The sequence below is a fragment of the Streptomyces hoynatensis genome (genome assembly GCF_003626535.1).
GTDB classification, from domain to species: Bacteria; Actinomycetota; Actinomycetes; order Streptomycetales; family Streptomycetaceae; genus Streptomyces; species Streptomyces hoynatensis.
Genome location: NZ_RBAL01000018.1, coordinates 91,507 through 107,021, shown reverse-complemented (window position 1 = coordinate 107,021; position 15,515 = coordinate 91,507). Strand labels below are relative to the sequence as shown.

At 75.8% G+C, this 15,515-nt stretch carries 13 protein-coding genes and 1 pseudogene; 8 read left to right on the top strand and 6 right to left on the bottom strand.

The window, feature by feature from the left end; translation table 11 throughout:
- Positions 1–40 precede the first annotated feature (40 nt).
- The 3 genes from D7294_RS24880 to D7294_RS24870 form a co-directional block, all read right to left on the bottom strand.
- Positions 41–706 carry a response regulator transcription factor gene (locus tag D7294_RS24880; protein WP_120683514.1) on the bottom strand — a complete coding sequence of 222 codons (666 nt, stop codon included), beginning with the start codon at positions 704–706 and terminating at the stop codon, positions 41–43.
- A gap of 475 nt (positions 707–1,181) precedes the next feature.
- Positions 1,182–2,816: an FAD-binding oxidoreductase gene (locus D7294_RS24875; protein WP_120683512.1), complete on the bottom strand. Its 1,635-nt coding sequence runs from the start codon at positions 2,814–2,816 to the stop codon at positions 1,182–1,184.
- Between the two features lie 151 nt (positions 2,817–2,967).
- Positions 2,968–3,633 carry a DUF3000 domain-containing protein gene (locus D7294_RS24870; RefSeq protein ID WP_174248433.1) on the bottom strand — a complete coding sequence of 222 codons (666 nt, stop codon included), beginning with the start codon at positions 3,631–3,633 and terminating at the stop codon, positions 2,968–2,970.
- A 65-nt stretch (positions 3,634–3,698) separates the two neighbouring features.
- Between D7294_RS24870 and hemE the strand changes: the two genes are divergently transcribed.
- The 3 genes from hemE (at position 3,699) to hemQ (ending at position 7,065) form a co-directional block, all read left to right on the top strand.
- Positions 3,699–4,793, top strand: a complete 1,095-nt coding sequence (gene hemE / locus D7294_RS24865) for a uroporphyrinogen decarboxylase (RefSeq protein WP_120683510.1) — start codon at positions 3,699–3,701, stop codon at positions 4,791–4,793.
- A 144-nt stretch (positions 4,794–4,937) separates the two neighbouring features.
- Positions 4,938–6,341 carry a protoporphyrinogen oxidase gene (gene hemG / locus D7294_RS24860; RefSeq protein ID WP_120683508.1) on the top strand — a complete coding sequence of 468 codons (1,404 nt, stop codon included), beginning with the start codon at positions 4,938–4,940 and terminating at the stop codon, positions 6,339–6,341.
- 4 nt (positions 6,342–6,345) lie between these two features.
- Positions 6,346–7,065 carry a hydrogen peroxide-dependent heme synthase gene (hemQ, locus tag D7294_RS24855; protein WP_120683506.1) on the top strand — a complete coding sequence of 240 codons (720 nt, stop codon included), beginning with the start codon at positions 6,346–6,348 and terminating at the stop codon, positions 7,063–7,065.
- A gap of 147 nt (positions 7,066–7,212) precedes the next feature.
- Here hemQ and D7294_RS24850 read toward each other — a convergent pair whose 3' ends face one another.
- On the bottom strand, positions 7,213–8,136 hold the full coding sequence (locus D7294_RS24850; protein WP_120683504.1) for a TIGR04222 domain-containing membrane protein: 924 nt from the start codon (positions 8,134–8,136) through the stop codon (positions 7,213–7,215).
- 5 nt (positions 8,137–8,141) lie between these two features.
- Positions 8,142–9,405, bottom strand: a pseudogene (locus D7294_RS24845) (MbnB/TglH/ChrH family RiPP precursor modification enzyme).
- Positions 9,406–9,718: 313 nt separating this feature from the next.
- Between D7294_RS24845 and D7294_RS24840 the strand changes: the two are divergent.
- Entirely contained in the window at positions 9,719–10,567 is an 849-nt protein-coding gene (locus D7294_RS24840; RefSeq protein ID WP_120683502.1) for an ABC transporter ATP-binding protein, read from the top strand.
- Positions 10,564–11,238: an ABC transporter gene (locus tag D7294_RS24835; RefSeq protein ID WP_422070736.1), complete on the top strand. Its 675-nt coding sequence runs from the start codon at positions 10,564–10,566 to the stop codon at positions 11,236–11,238. The genes D7294_RS24840 and D7294_RS24835 overlap by 4 nt, the downstream gene beginning before the upstream one ends.
- A gap of 87 nt (positions 11,239–11,325) precedes the next feature.
- On the opposite strand, the gene zapE is transcribed toward D7294_RS24835, so the two are convergent.
- Positions 11,326–12,411 carry a cell division protein ZapE gene (gene zapE, locus D7294_RS24830; protein WP_241562601.1) on the bottom strand — a complete coding sequence of 362 codons (1,086 nt, stop codon included), beginning with the start codon at positions 12,409–12,411 and terminating at the stop codon, positions 11,326–11,328.
- 75 nt (positions 12,412–12,486) lie between these two features.
- On the opposite strand from zapE, the gene D7294_RS24825 reads away from it, so the two are divergent.
- The 3 genes from D7294_RS24825 to murC all read left to right on the top strand — a co-directional run bounded on the left by D7294_RS24825 (position 12,487) and on the right by murC (position 15,488).
- Positions 12,487–13,260 (top strand): pyrimidine reductase family protein, encoded by a 774-nt coding sequence (locus D7294_RS24825; RefSeq protein ID WP_120683498.1) that lies wholly within the window; start codon positions 12,487–12,489, stop codon positions 13,258–13,260.
- Positions 13,261–13,552: 292 nt separating this feature from the next.
- On the top strand, positions 13,553–14,020 hold the full coding sequence (locus D7294_RS24820) for an indole-3-glycerol phosphate synthase (protein WP_120683496.1): 468 nt from the start codon (positions 13,553–13,555) through the stop codon (positions 14,018–14,020).
- 73 nt (positions 14,021–14,093) lie between these two features.
- Positions 14,094–15,488, top strand: a complete 1,395-nt coding sequence (murC, locus tag D7294_RS24815; protein ID WP_120683494.1) for a UDP-N-acetylmuramate--L-alanine ligase — start codon at positions 14,094–14,096, stop codon at positions 15,486–15,488.
- The last annotated feature ends 27 nt before the right edge of the window (positions 15,489–15,515 follow it).

Here is a 15,515-nt window from a genome sequence, read left to right as displayed (position 1 = left end):
TCGGCCGCAAAGGTGCGCGCCCGGTGCCGGGAGTGACGGATCAGTGGATGATTCCGGTGCGGAGTGCGACGGCGACCATGCCCGCGCGGTCCCCGGTGCCCAGCTTGCGGGCGATGCGGGCCAGGTGGCTCTTGACGGTCAGCGCCGAGAGGCCCATGGAGACCCCGATCGCCTTGTTCGACTGGCCCTCGGCCACCAGCCTGAGCACCTCGACCTCGCGGCCCGAGAGCTCCCGGTACCCCCCCTGGTGGGCCGGCACGCCCGGCTGGCGGCGGTGCATGCCCCTGGCCGCGGCCGCGCCGAGGTGGGCGGCGCCGTGCCGGGTGACGGGGCCGAGGGCGTTGCGCGTGCCGGTGACGACGTAGCCCTTGACGCCGCCGGCCAGGGCGTTGCGCACCGCGCCGATGTCGTCCGCGGCGGAGAGGGCGAGGCCGTTGGGCCACCCGGCGGCCCTGGTCTCGGAGAGCAGGGTGAGTCCGGAGCCGTCGGGAAGGTGGACGTCGGCGACGCAGATGTCTCGGGGGTTGGCGACACGGGGACGGGCCTCCGCGATGGACGACGCCTCGATCACGTCCCGCACGCCGAGGGCCCACAGATGGCGGGTCACGGTGGAGCGGACGCGAGGGTCGGCCACGACGACCATGGCGGTCGGCTTGTTGGGGCGGTAGGCGACCAGGCTTGTGGGGTGCTCGAGAAGAACAGACACCGGGCCTCCCGGAAGGGGTGGGGTGGGGGTGGACCGGAATCCGACTCATCGGGAGGAGTCGGGGCGATCCGGGTGCAAGGGTCACTGAGTCCTTCGGCAGGATGCCCCGGTGGCTTTAGAGAATGATCACGAACCGGTGATTCGTCATCCCGGCCCAGAACCCGGGACCTTGCACTTTTGAGGGAGCTTTCCCGCCCCCGCGTGTCCTTTCCGTCCCTTCCCTCGTCCGCTCCCCGCCCATTTCCGGCGCCGGTGCCGATCCCGGTCCGCCGGCCTCGGCCGTTCGCCCCGCCGCGCCCCTTTCTCCGCCGTTCCCGCCGTTCCCGTCGAGCCCCCGATCCCTGCCATTCCCGCCATTCCTGTCATTCCTCTCACTCCCTGCGTCGTGCCTTTACCGCCCTTCCCGTCTTTCCCGTGGTGCCCGCCGTTGCGGCCTTTCCGGGGTTTCCCGGCCGGGCCGCCGCCCCGGCGCGCCTCAGGCCGGCTCGACGGACAGGCCGTGCCGGAAGAAGTTCTCCGGGTCGTACTGGGCCTTCACCCGCTGGAGCCGGGCGTAGTTGTCCTTGTAGTAGAGGTAGTGCCACGGCACCCCCGAGGTGTTCCACTCCGGGTCCTTCATGTCCACGTCCGGGTAGTTGATGTACGCCCCGTCGTTGACCTCGCCCGGCACCGGCACGCCGCCGGTGTCGGCGTACATCGCCCGGTAGAAGTTCCTGATCCCCGCCTCGAACACCGGCGTCTGGGCCGCGTCGCCCCAGATCGTCACGTACTCGATCTTGAACCGGGACTCGCGGTGGGAGTACGCCGTCGCGTCGGGGGCCACGTCGCCCACCCGGCCGCCGTAGGTGGCCAGCGAGATCGCGCCCGAGATCTCCGCCGGGTCCTGGTTGGCCAGGTGACGGTAGGCGGTGGCGATCTGCTCCGCGCCGATGGTCTTCTTCGCGTAGGCCGACTTCATCTTGCCGAACATCCGGCCGGTGCCCTCGCCGCTGCCGATCTGCGCCGCGGTGAGCCAGGGCAGGTCGTTCTTCTGCTCGGTGACCTCGTAGGCGGCGGTGCCCGCGCTGATCGCGTCCAGGTGGTCGCGCATGATCCGCTCGGCCCCCGACTCCGCGGAGACCTGGCCGATCAGGTACGGGGCGCCCATCAGCGTGGGCAGCAGGATCAGGTTGGCGTGCAGCGCGGCGTACTCGGAGCCGGAGTCGCTGTGGTCCTCGACCCAGGCGCCGTGGTTTTTCACCAGCCGGGTGAACGCCGCCTCGTCGAGGTCGTCCCAGGACCAGGCGGCCTTGAAGGTGAGCACCGAGCGCGGCGGCCTCGGCAGCAGGCGCGCCGGGTCGCCGCCCCTGGCGCCAGGCGAGCGGAACCAGTAGCGCGTCACCACGCCGAAGTTGCCCCCGCCGCCGCCGGTGTGCGCCCACCACAGGTCCCGGTTCCTGTCGTCCTCCTCCCGGGTGGCCACGAGGGTGCGGACCCGCCCGCGGCCGTCCACCACGACCACCTCGACGCCGTACAGGTGGTCCACGGTGAGGCCGTGCAGCCTGCTGAGCGTGCCGAAGCCGCCGCCCTGCACGTGGCCGCCCGCGCCCACCGTGGGGCACCAGCCGCCCGGGATGGTGACGCCCCAGCCCAGGTAGAGCCTGCGGTACACCTCCGAGAGGGTGGCCCCGGTCTCCACCGCGAAGGCGCGGCGCTCCTCGTCGTAGTAGACGTTCGTCATCCCCGACATGTCGATGATCATCCGGACCTCGGGGTTGTCGACGAAGTCCTCGAAACAGTGGCCCCCGCTGCGCACGGAGACCCGCATCCCGCGGCGCACCGCCTCCCGGACGGCGTCCGCCACCTGCCCGGTGCTGCCGACGACGCGCACCTCGTCGGGCGAGCCCTGGTGGCGCGCGTTGATGCCGCGGCGCACCAGGCCGTAGTACCGCGCGTCCTGCGGCCCGACCGCGGCCGGGCCGAGCGGCGGCGGCCAGGATCCGGCCTCGGCGTGGCGCCCCGGCGCGCTCGCGGCTCCCGCCCCGGCCGCGCCCGCCAGCTGGGCGGCCGGTATCCCGGCCCCGGCCACGGCCGCGGTGCGCAGCACGGAGCGTCTGGTGTGGTCCCGCATCGTCCAACTCCCTCGTCGATCCCGGTTCGGCCGTCCCGGGCCCGCACGCGGGACGAGGCGAGTGCGGGCCCCGCGCCGACGGCCTGGACGGGGAGTGAAGTTGCCCGAGCGGCGTTAAGCGCATCTAAACGGCGAAGCCGCGGGCCGCGGCTCAGCCGGGCTGCGGGCCGCGGCGCCGCGGCAGGGCGGTGACCGCGGGGCCGCCGGTCTCCGGGGGCAGTCCGGCGCACTGCGCGAGCAGTTCGCACCAGGCCAGCAGGTGGCCCCCGGCCCCGGCGGCCTCCAGCGGGGTCCACGAGGCGCGCAGTTCGAGCTCGGCGCGGGCGGGCCGGTCGGCGAGCCCGCCGAAGAAGTGCGAACCCGCCCTGGTCACCGTCCCGCCCGCGGCCCGGCGGGCCAGGCCGTGCGCGTCGAGCGCCTCGGTGAGCCAGGACCAGGCGACCTCGGGCAGCAGCGGGTCGGTGGCCAGCTCCGGTTCGAGATCCGCCCTGGCGAGGGTCACCACCCGGAAGACGCCCTGCCAGGACTCCTCGCCCGCCGGCTCGTGCAGCAGGACGAACCGGCCGTCCGCCAGCTCCTCCTCCCCGGCGCGGACCGAGGCGGACAGCGCGTGCGCGTACGGCGCGAGGCGGCGCGGCGGCGGCAACGGCGCCAGCCGCACCTCCCGGCGCGGCTCCACCCCCTCCAGGGCGGCCACCGCCTGCAGGAAGGCGGGCGGCATCCGCGGGCCGGAGCCGCCGGGCCCCGCGGGGGCCGCCGGCTCCCGGGCCGCGCGCGGTGCCCGGTCGTCGGCCTGGTGGGTCGAAGACGCTGCCATGGCCGGTAACCCTAGGCGCAGGCGCGGCCGGGCGGCGATGCGCCACACCCGGGCGCGGGGGCCGAATGCCCGTGCGTGGGAGACTTCTCGGCGTGACTCCGAAGGACTCCATCCCCGACCCAGGAGCCGACGCGACGGCCGGCTCGCCGTTCCTCAGGGCCTGCAGGCGCGAGCCCGTGCCGCACACGCCGGTGTGGTTCATGCGGCAGGCGGGGCGCTCGCTGCCGGAATACCGCAAGGCCCGCGAGGGCATCGCGATGCTCGACGCCCTGCGGCGCCCGGAACTCGTCGCCGAGATCACCCTCCAGCCCGTGCGCCGCCACGACGTGGACGCCGCCGTCCTGTACAGCGACATCGTCGTCCCGCTCAAGGCCATCGGCGTCGACCTCGACATCAAGCCGGGCGTCGGCCCGGTCATCGCCAGGCCCATCCGCTCCAGGGCCGACCTGGCGCAGCTGCGGCCCCTCGAACCCGACGACGTGCGGTTCGTCACCGAGGCGGTCGGGCTTACCACGGCCGAACTCGGGGCCACCCCGCTGATCGGCTTCGCCGGCGCGCCTTTCACCCTGGCGAGCTACCTCGTGGAGGGCGGGCCCTCGCGCAACCACGAGCACACCAAGGCCCTCATGTACGGCGACCCCGAGCTGTGGGCCGACCTCCTCGACCGGCTGGCCACGATCGCGGCCACCTTCCTCACCGTCCAGATCGAGGCGGGGGCGGCGGCGGTGCAGCTCTTCGACTCCTGGGTGGGGGCGCTGTCCCCGGCGGACTACCGGGCCTCGGTGCTGCCCGCCTCCGCCAAGGTCTTCGCCGCCGTGGCCGGCACCGGCGTGCCCCGCATCCACTTCGGCGTCGGCACCGGGGAGTTGCTCGGGCTGCTCGGCGAGGCCGGGGCCGACGTGGTCGGCGTCGACTGGCGGGTACCGCTGGACGAGGCGGCGCGGCGGGTGGGCCCGGGCAAGGCGCTGCAGGGCAACCTCGATCCCGCGGTGCTCTTCGCGCCGCGGACCGCGGTCGAGGCGCAGGCCAGGCGGGTCCTCGACGCCGCGGCCTCGCTGCCGGGGCACGTCTTCAACCTCGGCCACGGCGTGCTGCCCGACACCGATCCGGACGCGCTGACCCGGCTGGTGTCCTACGTGCACGAGCAGACCGCGCGCTGAGCCGGCCGCCAGGACCCCGCGCCGGCGCGGCGGAAGCCGTTGGCCCGCGCGGCGGTTGGGCACGGGCGCCGGTGGTGTGCGCCCGGCGCCCTGGCTCCCGAGGTCCCGCGCCGGGCGCCGCGGCCGGTCTGGGAAAGTGGAGACATGCATGCGATCGTCGTCGGCGGCGGGATCACCGGCCTCGCCGCCGCTCACCAGTTGCTGGCCGCCGGGCTCCGCGTCACCCTGCTGGAGGCCTCGGACCGGCTCGGTGGCAAGCTTCGTACCGGCCGGGTCGCCGGCGTGCAGGTGGACCTCGGCGCGGAGTCGATCCTCGCCAGACGCCCCGAGGCCGTCGAACTGGCCAGAGCGGTCGGCCTGGGCGAGGCGCTGCGGCCCCCCGCGGTGACCAGCGCCGCGATCTGGACCAGGGGCGCGCTGCGGCCGATGCCGCAGGGGCAGGTGATGGGCGTCCCGGCCACCGCCGCCGCGCTGACGGGCGTGCTGTCCGACGCCGGGCTGGCCCAGATCGCCCGCGACACCGAGCTGCCGCCGCTGCAGCTCGGCGAGGACGTGGCCATCGGGCGGCTGGTCGCCGACCGGATGGGCCACGAGGTGGTGGACCGGCTGGTGGAGCCGCTGCTCGGCGGCGTCTACGCGGGCGACGCCTACCGGATCTCCATGCGTTCCGCGGTGCCCAAGCTGTTCGAGGCCGCTCACGAGCACGACTCGCTGCTGGCGGCCGTCCGTTCCCTGCAGCGGGCCGCGCCCCAGCGGCCGCCGGGGGAGCCGGTGTTCAACGGCATCGAGGGGGGCGTCGGCACGCTCGCCGAGGCCGTCGCCAGGGACTGCCGCGCCAAGGGGGCCGCGCTGGAGACCGGAGTCTCGGTCACCGGGCTGCGGCGCACGGCCCGCGGCTGGGCGGCGGCCCTCGACGACGGCCGTTCCCTGGTCGCGGACGGCGTCGTCCTGGCCGTTCCGGCCGCCGCCGCGGCCCGGCTGCTGGCCGCCGAGGCGCCCGCGGCGGCCGGGGAGCTGGCGGCGATCGAGTACGCCTCGATGGCGATCGTCACCCTGGCGTTCCGGCGCGCGGAGCTGGCCCGGCTGCCGCGCGGCAGCGGCTTCCTGGTGCCCGCGGTGGACGGGAAGGTGATCAAGGCGGCCACGTTCACCAGCGGGAAGTGGGACTGGGCCGCGGGGGCCGACCCCGAGCTGTTCCTGCTGCGCACCTCGGTCGGGCGCTACGGCGACGAGGGGCCGCTGGGCTGGGAGGACGCCGAACTGGTGCGGGCCGCCCTCGACGACCTGGGCGAGGCCGCCGGCCTCACGGCGAAGCCGGTGGACGCCCTGGTCACCCGCTGGGTCAACGGCCTGCCGCAGTACCCGGTCGGGCACGCGGCCCGCGTGGCGCGGGTGCGCAGCTTCCTCTCCGGGCTGCCCGGCCTGCGGCTGTGCGGCGCCTCCTACGACGGGGTGGGCATCCCCGCCTGCGTGGCCGGGGCGCGGCAGGCCGCGAGCGAGCTGCTGCGCACCCTGCCCACCGGCCGCCGCGAGGAGGCGGGAGAATAGCCCCATGACTGCTGCATCCGAGAACCCCGCGGTCGGCGCGGGCAAGCGGGCCAGGGAGCTCAACGAGGTCATCAGGTACACGCTGTGGTCGGTGTTCCGGCTGCGGGAGGCGCTGCCCGAGGACAGGACCGGTTACGCCGACGAGGTCGAGGAGCTCTTCGGGCAGCTGGCCGGCAAGGACGTCACGGTGCGCGGCACCTACGAGCTGTCCGGGCTGCGGGCGGACGCCGACGTGCTGATCTGGTGGCACTCGGGCAGCCCGGACGCGCTGCAGGAGGCGTACAACCGCTTCCGCCGCACGAGGTTCGGGCGCGCCCTGGAGCCGGTGTGGTCCAACATGGCCCTGCACCGGCCGGCCGAGTTCAACAAGTCGCACATCCCGGCCTTCCTGGCCGAGGAGACCCCGCGCGACTACGTCTGCGTCTACCCCTTCGTCCGCTCCTACGAGTGGTACCTGCTGCCGGACGAGGAGCGGCGGCGGCTGCTCGCCGAGCACGGGCGGATGGCGCGCGAGTACCCGGACGTGCGGGCCAACACCGTGGCCTCGTTCTCGCTCGGCGACTACGAGTGGCTGCTGGCCTTCGAGGCGGACGAGCTGTACCGGATCGTCGACCTGATGCGCCACCTGCGCGGCTCGGAGACCCGCAGGCACGTGCGCGAGGAGACCCCCTTCTTCACCGGCCGGCGCAAGCAGGTTGCGGAGCTGGTGGCCGGGCTGGCCTGAGCCCGGCCGGGCGGGCGAGCCCCGCCGAAGCCGGGGGCCGGCCGGGGCGATCGGGAGCCGCCGGGCGGCGCAGGTTGGCCGTCGGCGGCCGTGCGGAGGGCAGGGCGCCGGGACCGGGAGGGTCCCGGCGGTCCTCCGTGGCGCGGTTCAGCCGCCGCAGCCCCCGCCCCCGCAGCCGCCGCCACCACCGCAGCCGCCGCCTCCACCGCCGCCGCAGCCCCCGCTTCCGCCGCAGCCGCCTCCGCCCCCACTGCCGCAGCCGCCGCCCCCGCCGCAGTTGCTGCCGCTCGCCCCGCAGGCCGCCCAGGCGGCCTCCGAGGAACCGCGGCCCGCCGCGGAGCCGATGAGGCGGCTGCCCGCGAACTGGAGGCGCAGATCCGGGGGCAGCGCGTCCACGCCCCGGAGCGCCACCTGCCAGACCAGGTCGGAGGGCACCCGCGCGCCGCGGCGGTTGAGGGCGGCCAGCGCCGCGCGCCCGGAGCCGGTCAGCATGGACCGGCGGGGCCGGAGCAGCGCCGAGGCGAGGAGGGTGCCCGCGCCCAGCCAGAACGTCAGGGCGAGGGCCTCGTGGCCCATCAGGTAGCCGAGGCCCGAGACGGCGAGCACCGTCGTGGACAGGGACAGGCTGAGCGCGGCGGCCCGCCGGTGGGCGGCGTGCCGCTCGGGGCGGGTCAGCAGGCCCCGGGCGGCGAGCGTGTCGCCGATCGCCTGCACCCCCTCGGCGTGGGCGGCTCCCCACAGGACGTCGCGGAGCGGGGTCGCCCACCCGGTGCCGCACTGCGCGATCACCTCGCGCTCCACCGCGTCGTCGGCCACCGCGCGCAGGAGGCGGGCCTGGCGGTCCTCGACGGCCAGGCGCTCCTTCTCCAGCAGCGCGCACAGGCCCGTCTCGGCGACCCGGCCGGGGCCGCCCGCCAGGAACGCCGCCTCGTAGGCCCGGGTGATCGTGGTGTGCTTGGCGAGCCGCGCGGCCCGCTCGGCGGAGTACCGCGCCCGGCCGCGCTGGACGAGCAGGTGGGCCAGGGCCGCGGCCAGGATCAGGCAGAGCACGAGCGCGAAGGTGCCGGCCATGCCGCTCACCTCCCCTGCCGGAACGGGCGCAGCCGCCAGGCGGCCCGCAAGGGGTGGGGGGAGCCGGTGCGTGCGCGCAGCCACCGCTTCAGCTCCCGGCGGGTGGCGGCGTCCGGCACCTCCCCCGAGGCCAGCAGCCGCCGCACGAACGCGACCGCGTCCTGCCCGTAGCCGCCGGTGAGCGGCTGCGCCAGGGCGTAGGCCAGGGCGGCGGGCCGGAAGGAGCCGCCCAGGATCCGCGGCAGTTCCGGCGCCACCTTGCCGAGCACCGAGGCGCGCTTGGCGGCCAGCGCCTGCCGCTGGATGCGCAGCCGCTCCCGGTCGAAGCCCGCGGGCGGCGGCCCGCCCGCGGTGAGCGCCGTCAGCAGCTCCGCCTGGGCGGCGGCGAGCCGCCGCCTGGCCGGCTCCAGGTCCGTGGCGCCCGGCGCCACCCGGGTGTCAGCCATGGCGGGCCCCCTCCACCACGCCGCGGATGGCGTCGAGTTCGGCGGCGAGCTCGGCCACCGGCGGGAACGCCTCGTCGCGTTCGAGCAGCACGCCGGGCGGCCGGGACCTGCGGCACAGCTCGTCGAGGAGGCCGAGCACCTGCGGCGGCACCGGGTGGGCGTGGCTGTCGTGCCAGACGCCGTTGCGCAGCACGCCGCCCGCGACGTGCACGTAGGCGAGCGACCCGGCCGGCAGGGCGTCGAGCGCGGCGGCGGGGTCCTCGCCGCGGTTGACCTGGTTCGTGTAGAGGTTGGCGACGTCGATCAGCAGCCCGACGCCGGTGCGCTCGACCAGCTCGCTGAGGAACTGGCCCTCCGTCAGCTCCTCGCCGGGCCAGGCGAAGAGCGCCGCGATGTTCTCCAGGGCCAGCGGCACCGGGAGGGCGTCCTGCGCGATGCGGACGTTCTCGCACAGGACGTCGAGGGCGTCGCGGGTGCGCGGCACCGGCAGCAGGTGCCCCGCCTCGATCCGCGGGGTTCCGGTCAGCTCGCCGCCCGCCCTGACGAAGGCGATGTGCTCGGTGACCAGCGGGGCCCGAAGCGACTCCGCGAGGTGGGCGAGGGCCACCAGCCGGCCCGGGGAGGGCCGCTCGGCGCCCCCGAGGCCGAGCGACACCCCGTGCGGCACGACGGTCGTGCCGCGTCGGCGCAGTCGGACCAGGCTGTCCGGCAGGTGGTCGGCGCAGGTGTTCTCGGCGACCACCTCCACCCAGTCGATGCCCCGAAGTTCCTCGATGCCCTCGGCGATCTCGGGCCGCCACCCGATGCCGAGGCCGAGCGGCACCGATTCCCCGGCCGCTCGTCCCTCCCGCCTCGCGAACCCCACGGGTTTCGCGGGCTGTACGGCTCCTGTCACGCGTACCCCCCGAGATGTGCGACGTGCACGGCGAACGCCCGCAGGGACGTCTGCCGGGTGTGCGCAGGGAACGTTCCTGGGGGACGTTCGTTGGGACTTCGTTCGGTTGAGACTTCGTTTGGAAGAGGTTGTCTCCCGTTCACCGTCCCGGGAACCGCACGCCGGGATGTTCAGAGGAATATCTGAGGTTTGGCCTCAGAACGGGTGGGGGAGTCGGCGGCGCTGGGCTAAGGTCGGCCGGGTGAGACTCCAGGGGGTGAGCAGGCGCTACCGTCCGCGCGGGCCATGGGTGTTGCGGGATGTGGACCTCGACATCCCGCCGGGCGCGCTGGTCCGGGTCCAGGGCGGCAACGGCTCGGGGAAGTCGACCCTGCTGCGGCTGGTCGCCGGCACGGACGCGCCGAGCCGCGGCCGGATCGGGGGCCGCCCGCGGCGCACGGCCTGCGTTCCCGAGCGGTTCCCGCCCGCCCTCGGGCTGACCGCGCTCGGCTACCTGACGCACCTGGGCCGGGTGCACGGGCTGCGCGGGCCCGCCGCGGCCAGGGCGGCCGCACAGTGGCTTGAGCGCTTCGGCGCCGCCGGCCACGCGCACACCCCGCTGCGCGAACTGTCCAAGGGGAGCTGCCAGAAGGTGGCCGTGAGCCAGGCCTTCCTGGCCGAGCCGGAGCTGGTGGTCCTCGACGAGGCGTGGACCGGACTCGACCAGGAGGCCAGGCGCACGCTGGACGCCGCGGTGCTGGACCGGGTGGCCGCGGGCGGTGCCGCGGTGTTCGTCGACCACGACCCGGCGCGGCTGCGCGAGGCGGGCGCCCTCGTCCACCGGCTGGACGGCGGGCGGCTGCGCCAGGCCGGCGGCAGGCCCGCCGCCGGCGGCCCGGCCCCGGGGCCGCGGGTGGTGGTCGAGGCGGTCGCGCCGCCCGGCGCCGCCGGGCCGCCGCCAGGCGTCCCGCCCGGCGGGCCGCGCCCCGAGCCGCTGCCGGGCGGCGCGTTCCGGCTGACCGTGACGGCCGCGGAGTCCGACGCGCTGCTCCGCGCGCTGCTGGCGGCGGAACCCGCCTGGCACATCCGCTCGGTGGAGACCCGCGGATGAGGGCGCTGGCGGTCCTGGTGCGGTACGACGCGGCGCTGTTGCTGCGTTCCCACCGCGCGCTCGCCCCGCTCGTGCTGTACGCGGCGCTGCTCGGGATCGGCGTGCAGTCAGGGCAGCCCGTGCTGGACTCGCTCGGCTTCGCCGCCGCGGCGCTGCTGCCGGTGGCGGCCTGGCTGACGCGGACCTGCCTGACGGTGGAGCCGCCCGCGGCGCGGGACTGCGTCGTGGCCGCGGCGGGACCCGCCCGCACCCACCTGGCGAGCCTGGTCACCGCGCTGCTGGCCTCGCTGGCGCCGGGCACGGTGGCCGTGTGCCTCGTCGCGCTGATCAGCGATCCGCACGGGGCCGATCACCGGACGGAGGTGCCCAGGGGCCCGGCGGCCGCGGCGGGGCTGCTGGCCATGGTGGCCTGCGCCCTGCTCGGCCTGGTCATCGGGGCGCTCGCCGGCCGTCCGCTGCTGCGCGGCCGGGCGGCCTCCCTGGCGGCGACGGTGGCCGGGGCCGTGCTGTTCCTGGTGGCGGGCGCCTCGCCGGCGAACGCGGCGGTCGGCAGCCTGGTCGGGGGCTCGCAGGACGGGACCACGCGCTGGCCCCTGCTGCCCTGCGCCGCCGCGCTCCTGGTCGCCGCGGCCGCGGTGGCGCTGGCCTGCCGCCTCGCCCGCCGCCGCTGAGCCCCGCACCGGGCCCGGCGGCGCCCGCGCTCGGGCACGCGCCCCCGGCCGTCCGGCCCGCCCGGTCCGTCCGCTCCGTCCGGCGCCTCAGGCGGCGGCCGCGGCATCCCTGGCCAGCGCCGTCAGCCGGGAGACGGCGCGGTGGTACTTCTTGCGGTAGCCGCCGTTTAGCATCTCCTCGCCGAAGAGCCGGTCGAAGGGCACCCCGGAGGCGAGCACCGGGATCTCCCGGTCGTAGAGCCGGTCGGCGAGCACCACCAGACGCAGCGCCGTGGCCTGGTCGGGCACCGGCCGCACCCCGGTGAGGCAGACCGTTTCCACGCCGCCGAGCAGCGCGCCGTAGCGGCTGGGGTGGACCCGCCGCAGGTGGTCGAGCAGCGGGCCGAACGCGTCGAGGGAGGCGCCGGGCGTGGCGTGCGCGACCCGGATGACCTCCTCCTCGGGGCGCGGCTCCGGCGCCCGCGGGAGCCCGCGGTGCCGGTAGTCCTCGCCGTCGATGCGCAGGGTGCGGAAGTGCGCGGCGAGCCCCTGTATCTCGCGCAGGAAGTCCGCGGCGGCGAACCTGCCCTCGCCCAGGCGCCCCGGCAGCGTGTTGGAGGTGGCGGCCAGCGCCACGCCCCGGGCGGCGAGCTGCCCGAGGAGCGAGGAGATCAGCACCGTGTCGCCCGGGTCGTCCAGCTCGAACTCGTCGATGCACAGCAGCCGATGGCCGGCCAGCGTGTCCACCGTCCGCCGGAAGCCGAGCGCGCCCACGAGGTTGGTCAGCTCCACGAAGGTGCCGAACGCCTTGGCCTCGCGGGGCACGGGGGCGGCGTGCCACAGGGAGGCGAGCAGGTGCGTCTTGCCGACCCCGTAGCCGCCGTCCAGGTAGATCCCGCGCGGCTCGGGCGGCTGCCTGCGGCGCGCGCGCCGCGGCCACAGCCCGCCGCGGCCGGTGCCCGCCCGCGCTCCCTCGCCGAGCCCGGAGGCGAACGCGTCGAGCGCCTTCACCGCGGCGCCCTGGCTCGGCTGCTTCGGGTCGGGCAGGTAGGTGTCGAACCGCACGGTCTCGAAACGGAGCGGCGGGACCAGCTCGGCGACCAGCCGCTCGGGGGCCACCCTGGGCTCCCTGGCGCTCAGCGCCACGGGGCCGGATATCGGGCCGGGGGACTCCTGGGTGGTGCGAGTGGACACAGTCTCCCACTGTACGCGGAGCGGGCCGCGCCCACCTTCCTGGCCCGAGTCGGCCCGTGTGCCACACTGCGCCCCATGCGACGCCTGTTCCCCGCCGCCCCGGGTCCGGCCGCCCTCGTGGACCGGGAGTGGGACCTGTCCGAGATCGCCGACGCCTACGCCTACCCCGAGGAACGCCTGCCGGGCGCCGGGTGGCTGCGCGCCAACATGGTGTCCTCCGCGGACGGCGCCGCCCACCACGGCGGGCGCTCCCGCCCGCTGTCCTCTGCGGCGGACAAGCGGGTCTTCGGGGTGCTGCGGCAGCTCGCCGACGTGGTGATCGTCGGGGCGGAGACGGTGCGCGAGGAGCGGTACCGGCCCGCCCGCGCCCGTTCCGAGTTCGCCGAGCGGCGGGCCGCGGCCGGGCAGGCGCCGGTCCCGGCCATCGCCGTTCTCAGCGCGAGCCTGCACCTGGACTTCTCGCTGCCGCTGTTCGCCGAGCCGCTGGTGCCGACCCTGCTGCTGACCGGGGCCAGGGCGCCGCACGCGGGGCTGGCCCTGGCCCGGGAGGCGGGCGTGGAGGTGATCACGGCCGGGGAGGGCTCGGGGGCCGAGCCCGCACGCGTCAAGGCCGAGCTGGCCCGCCGCGGCTACCCGCGGATGCTCACCGAGGGCGGCCCGCGGCTGCTGGGGCAGCTCGTCACCGCGGGGGTGGTGGACGAGCTGTGCCTGAGCTGGGCGCCCAGGTACACGGCCGGCACCGCGCCCAGGATCGTCAGCGGCCCGGAGCTGGACGCCCCCCGCGAACTGGAGCTGACCGACGTCCTGGAGGACTCCGGCTTCCTGTTCACCCGCTACCGGCGGCGCTGAACCCCCGGCGCCGCCCCGGCCCGGTGCCCGCGCAACGGGAGGCACGCTCCCGGCCGGGCGGGGTACCCGGGGGCGGCGGAAGGCGAAAGAGCCGGAGGAAGGGTACAAGAAGGCGCAAGGGGGCGGAGCGGACGGAGAGAACGGGAAAAGCCGCATTCGGGAGAGCGGAATATGGTATTCCGCTTATCCTGATCGGGGCAGGCTGAAAAGCGCAACACCCCGTGAGGCCCCCGGGGGAGGATGGCTTCCGTCGGGGCGCGCGTGACCCGGCACCGACGAAGGGGCGCTCCCAGTGATCACGATAATTCTCATGATCGAAAAGCCGATGGCGCCGACCGACGTCGAGCTCGTCACCACCCTGCACGGCGAGGAACCCCAGTCCTTCGTGGTGCTGATGCAGCCGCGCGGCGAGCAGGACCGGCTGCTGCGGGCGCTGGACGACGTGGCGCTCGGCGAGTTCACGGAGGCGGTGAGCGAGGCCGAGGCGCCGGAGGAGGACCGCCGGGACGAGCGGGGCCGGCGGGCCCTGGCCCAGTCGATCCAGGCGCTGCGCGAGGTGGGCGTCGAGGCGGAGGGGCGGCTCATCGACGACCACCCGCTGGACGTGCTGGCCTCCGTGGTCGAGGAGACGGGCGCCGACGAGGTCATCGTCCTGACCGCCCCGCACTACGTCGAGGAGTTCTTCCACCGCGACTGGGCCTCCCGGGCCAGGCACAAGGTGGGCGTGCCCGTGCTCAAGCTGTTCGCCCACTCGGAATGACCGGCGCCGTCCCGGCCGGGTGCGACAATCGGGGGGCACGCAGGGGGCACGCCTCGACCAGGGAGAGACATCGATGACACCGGCGATCCCGCCCACGCTGGAGAAACCGCACTTCATCGGCATCGGCGGCGCGGGCATGTCGGGCATCGCCAAGATCCTCAGCCGGCGTGGCGCCCGCGTGGCGGGCAGCGACTCCCGCGACTCGGAGACCGCCGCCGCCCTCCGCGCGCTCGGCGTCGAGGTGCACCTGGGCCACGCCGCCGTCCACCTGGCCCCCGACGCCAGCTGCGTCGTCGTCTCCAGCGCCATCCGCCCGGACAACCCCGAGCTGACCGAGGCCGCCAGGCGCGGCATCCCCACGGTGCACCGCGCCGCCGCGCTCGCCGCCCTCATGGAGGGCAGGCGGGCGATCGCCGTGGCGGGCACCCACGGCAAGACCACCACCACCTCGATGCTCGCCGTCGCCCTCACCGAGCTGGGCCTTGCCCCCTCGTACGCGATCGGCGGCGACCTGGACGCGCCGGGCTCGAACGCGGAGCACGGCACGGGCGACCTCTTCGTGGCCGAGGCCGACGAGAGCGACCGCAGCTTCCACCGCTACCGCCCCGAGGTGGCGACCGTCCTCAACGTCGAGCTCGACCACCACGCCAACTACGCCTCGCTGGAAGAGGTTTACGAGTCCTTCGAGCGGTTCGCCGACCGGATCGTGCCCGGCGGCACCCTGGTGGTCAACGCCGACCAGGCGGGCGCCCGCGAGCTGACCGCGCGCCTGGCGGGGCGCGCCGGCCTCACCCTCGTCACCTACGGGGAGTCGGCCGACGCCACCGTGCGGGTGAAGCGGCTGGTGAGCGAGGGGCTGGAGAGCGAGGTCACCGTGGCACGCGAGGGCCGCGAACTCGCCTTCCGCGTCGCGGTGCCAGGCCGCCACTACGCGCACAACGCCGTCGCCGCGCTCGCGGCCGGCGTGGCCGCCGGGGTGCCCGAGAGCGACCTGGCCAAGGCCCTCGGCAGCTACACCGGGGCACGCCGCCGCCTCCAGCGCATGGGCGAGGCGGCCGGCGTGCGGGTCGTCGACTCCTACGCCCACCACCCGACCGAGATGACGGCCGACATCGAGGCGCTGCGCGAGGGCGCCGCGGGCGGCCGGGTGCTCGTCGTCTTCCAGCCGCACCTCTTCAGCCGCACCAGGGAGCTGGCCACCGAGATGGGGCAGGCCCTCGCCCTGGCCGACGCCTGCCTGGTCCTCGACATCTACCCCGCCCGCGAGGATCCGATCCCGGGGGTCACCAGCGCCCTGATCGTGGACGCGGCCCGCGCCGCGGGGGCCGAGGTGCGCGCCGAGCACGACAAGGGCGCCGTCGCCGAGGCCGTCGCGGGAATCGCGAAGCCAGGGGATCTCGTTGTCACCATGGGCGCGGGCGACGTCACCGACCTCGGTCCCGAGATCCTCGCCCGGCTCGCCGGCTGACGTGCCCTGGAGAACCAAGGAGACACA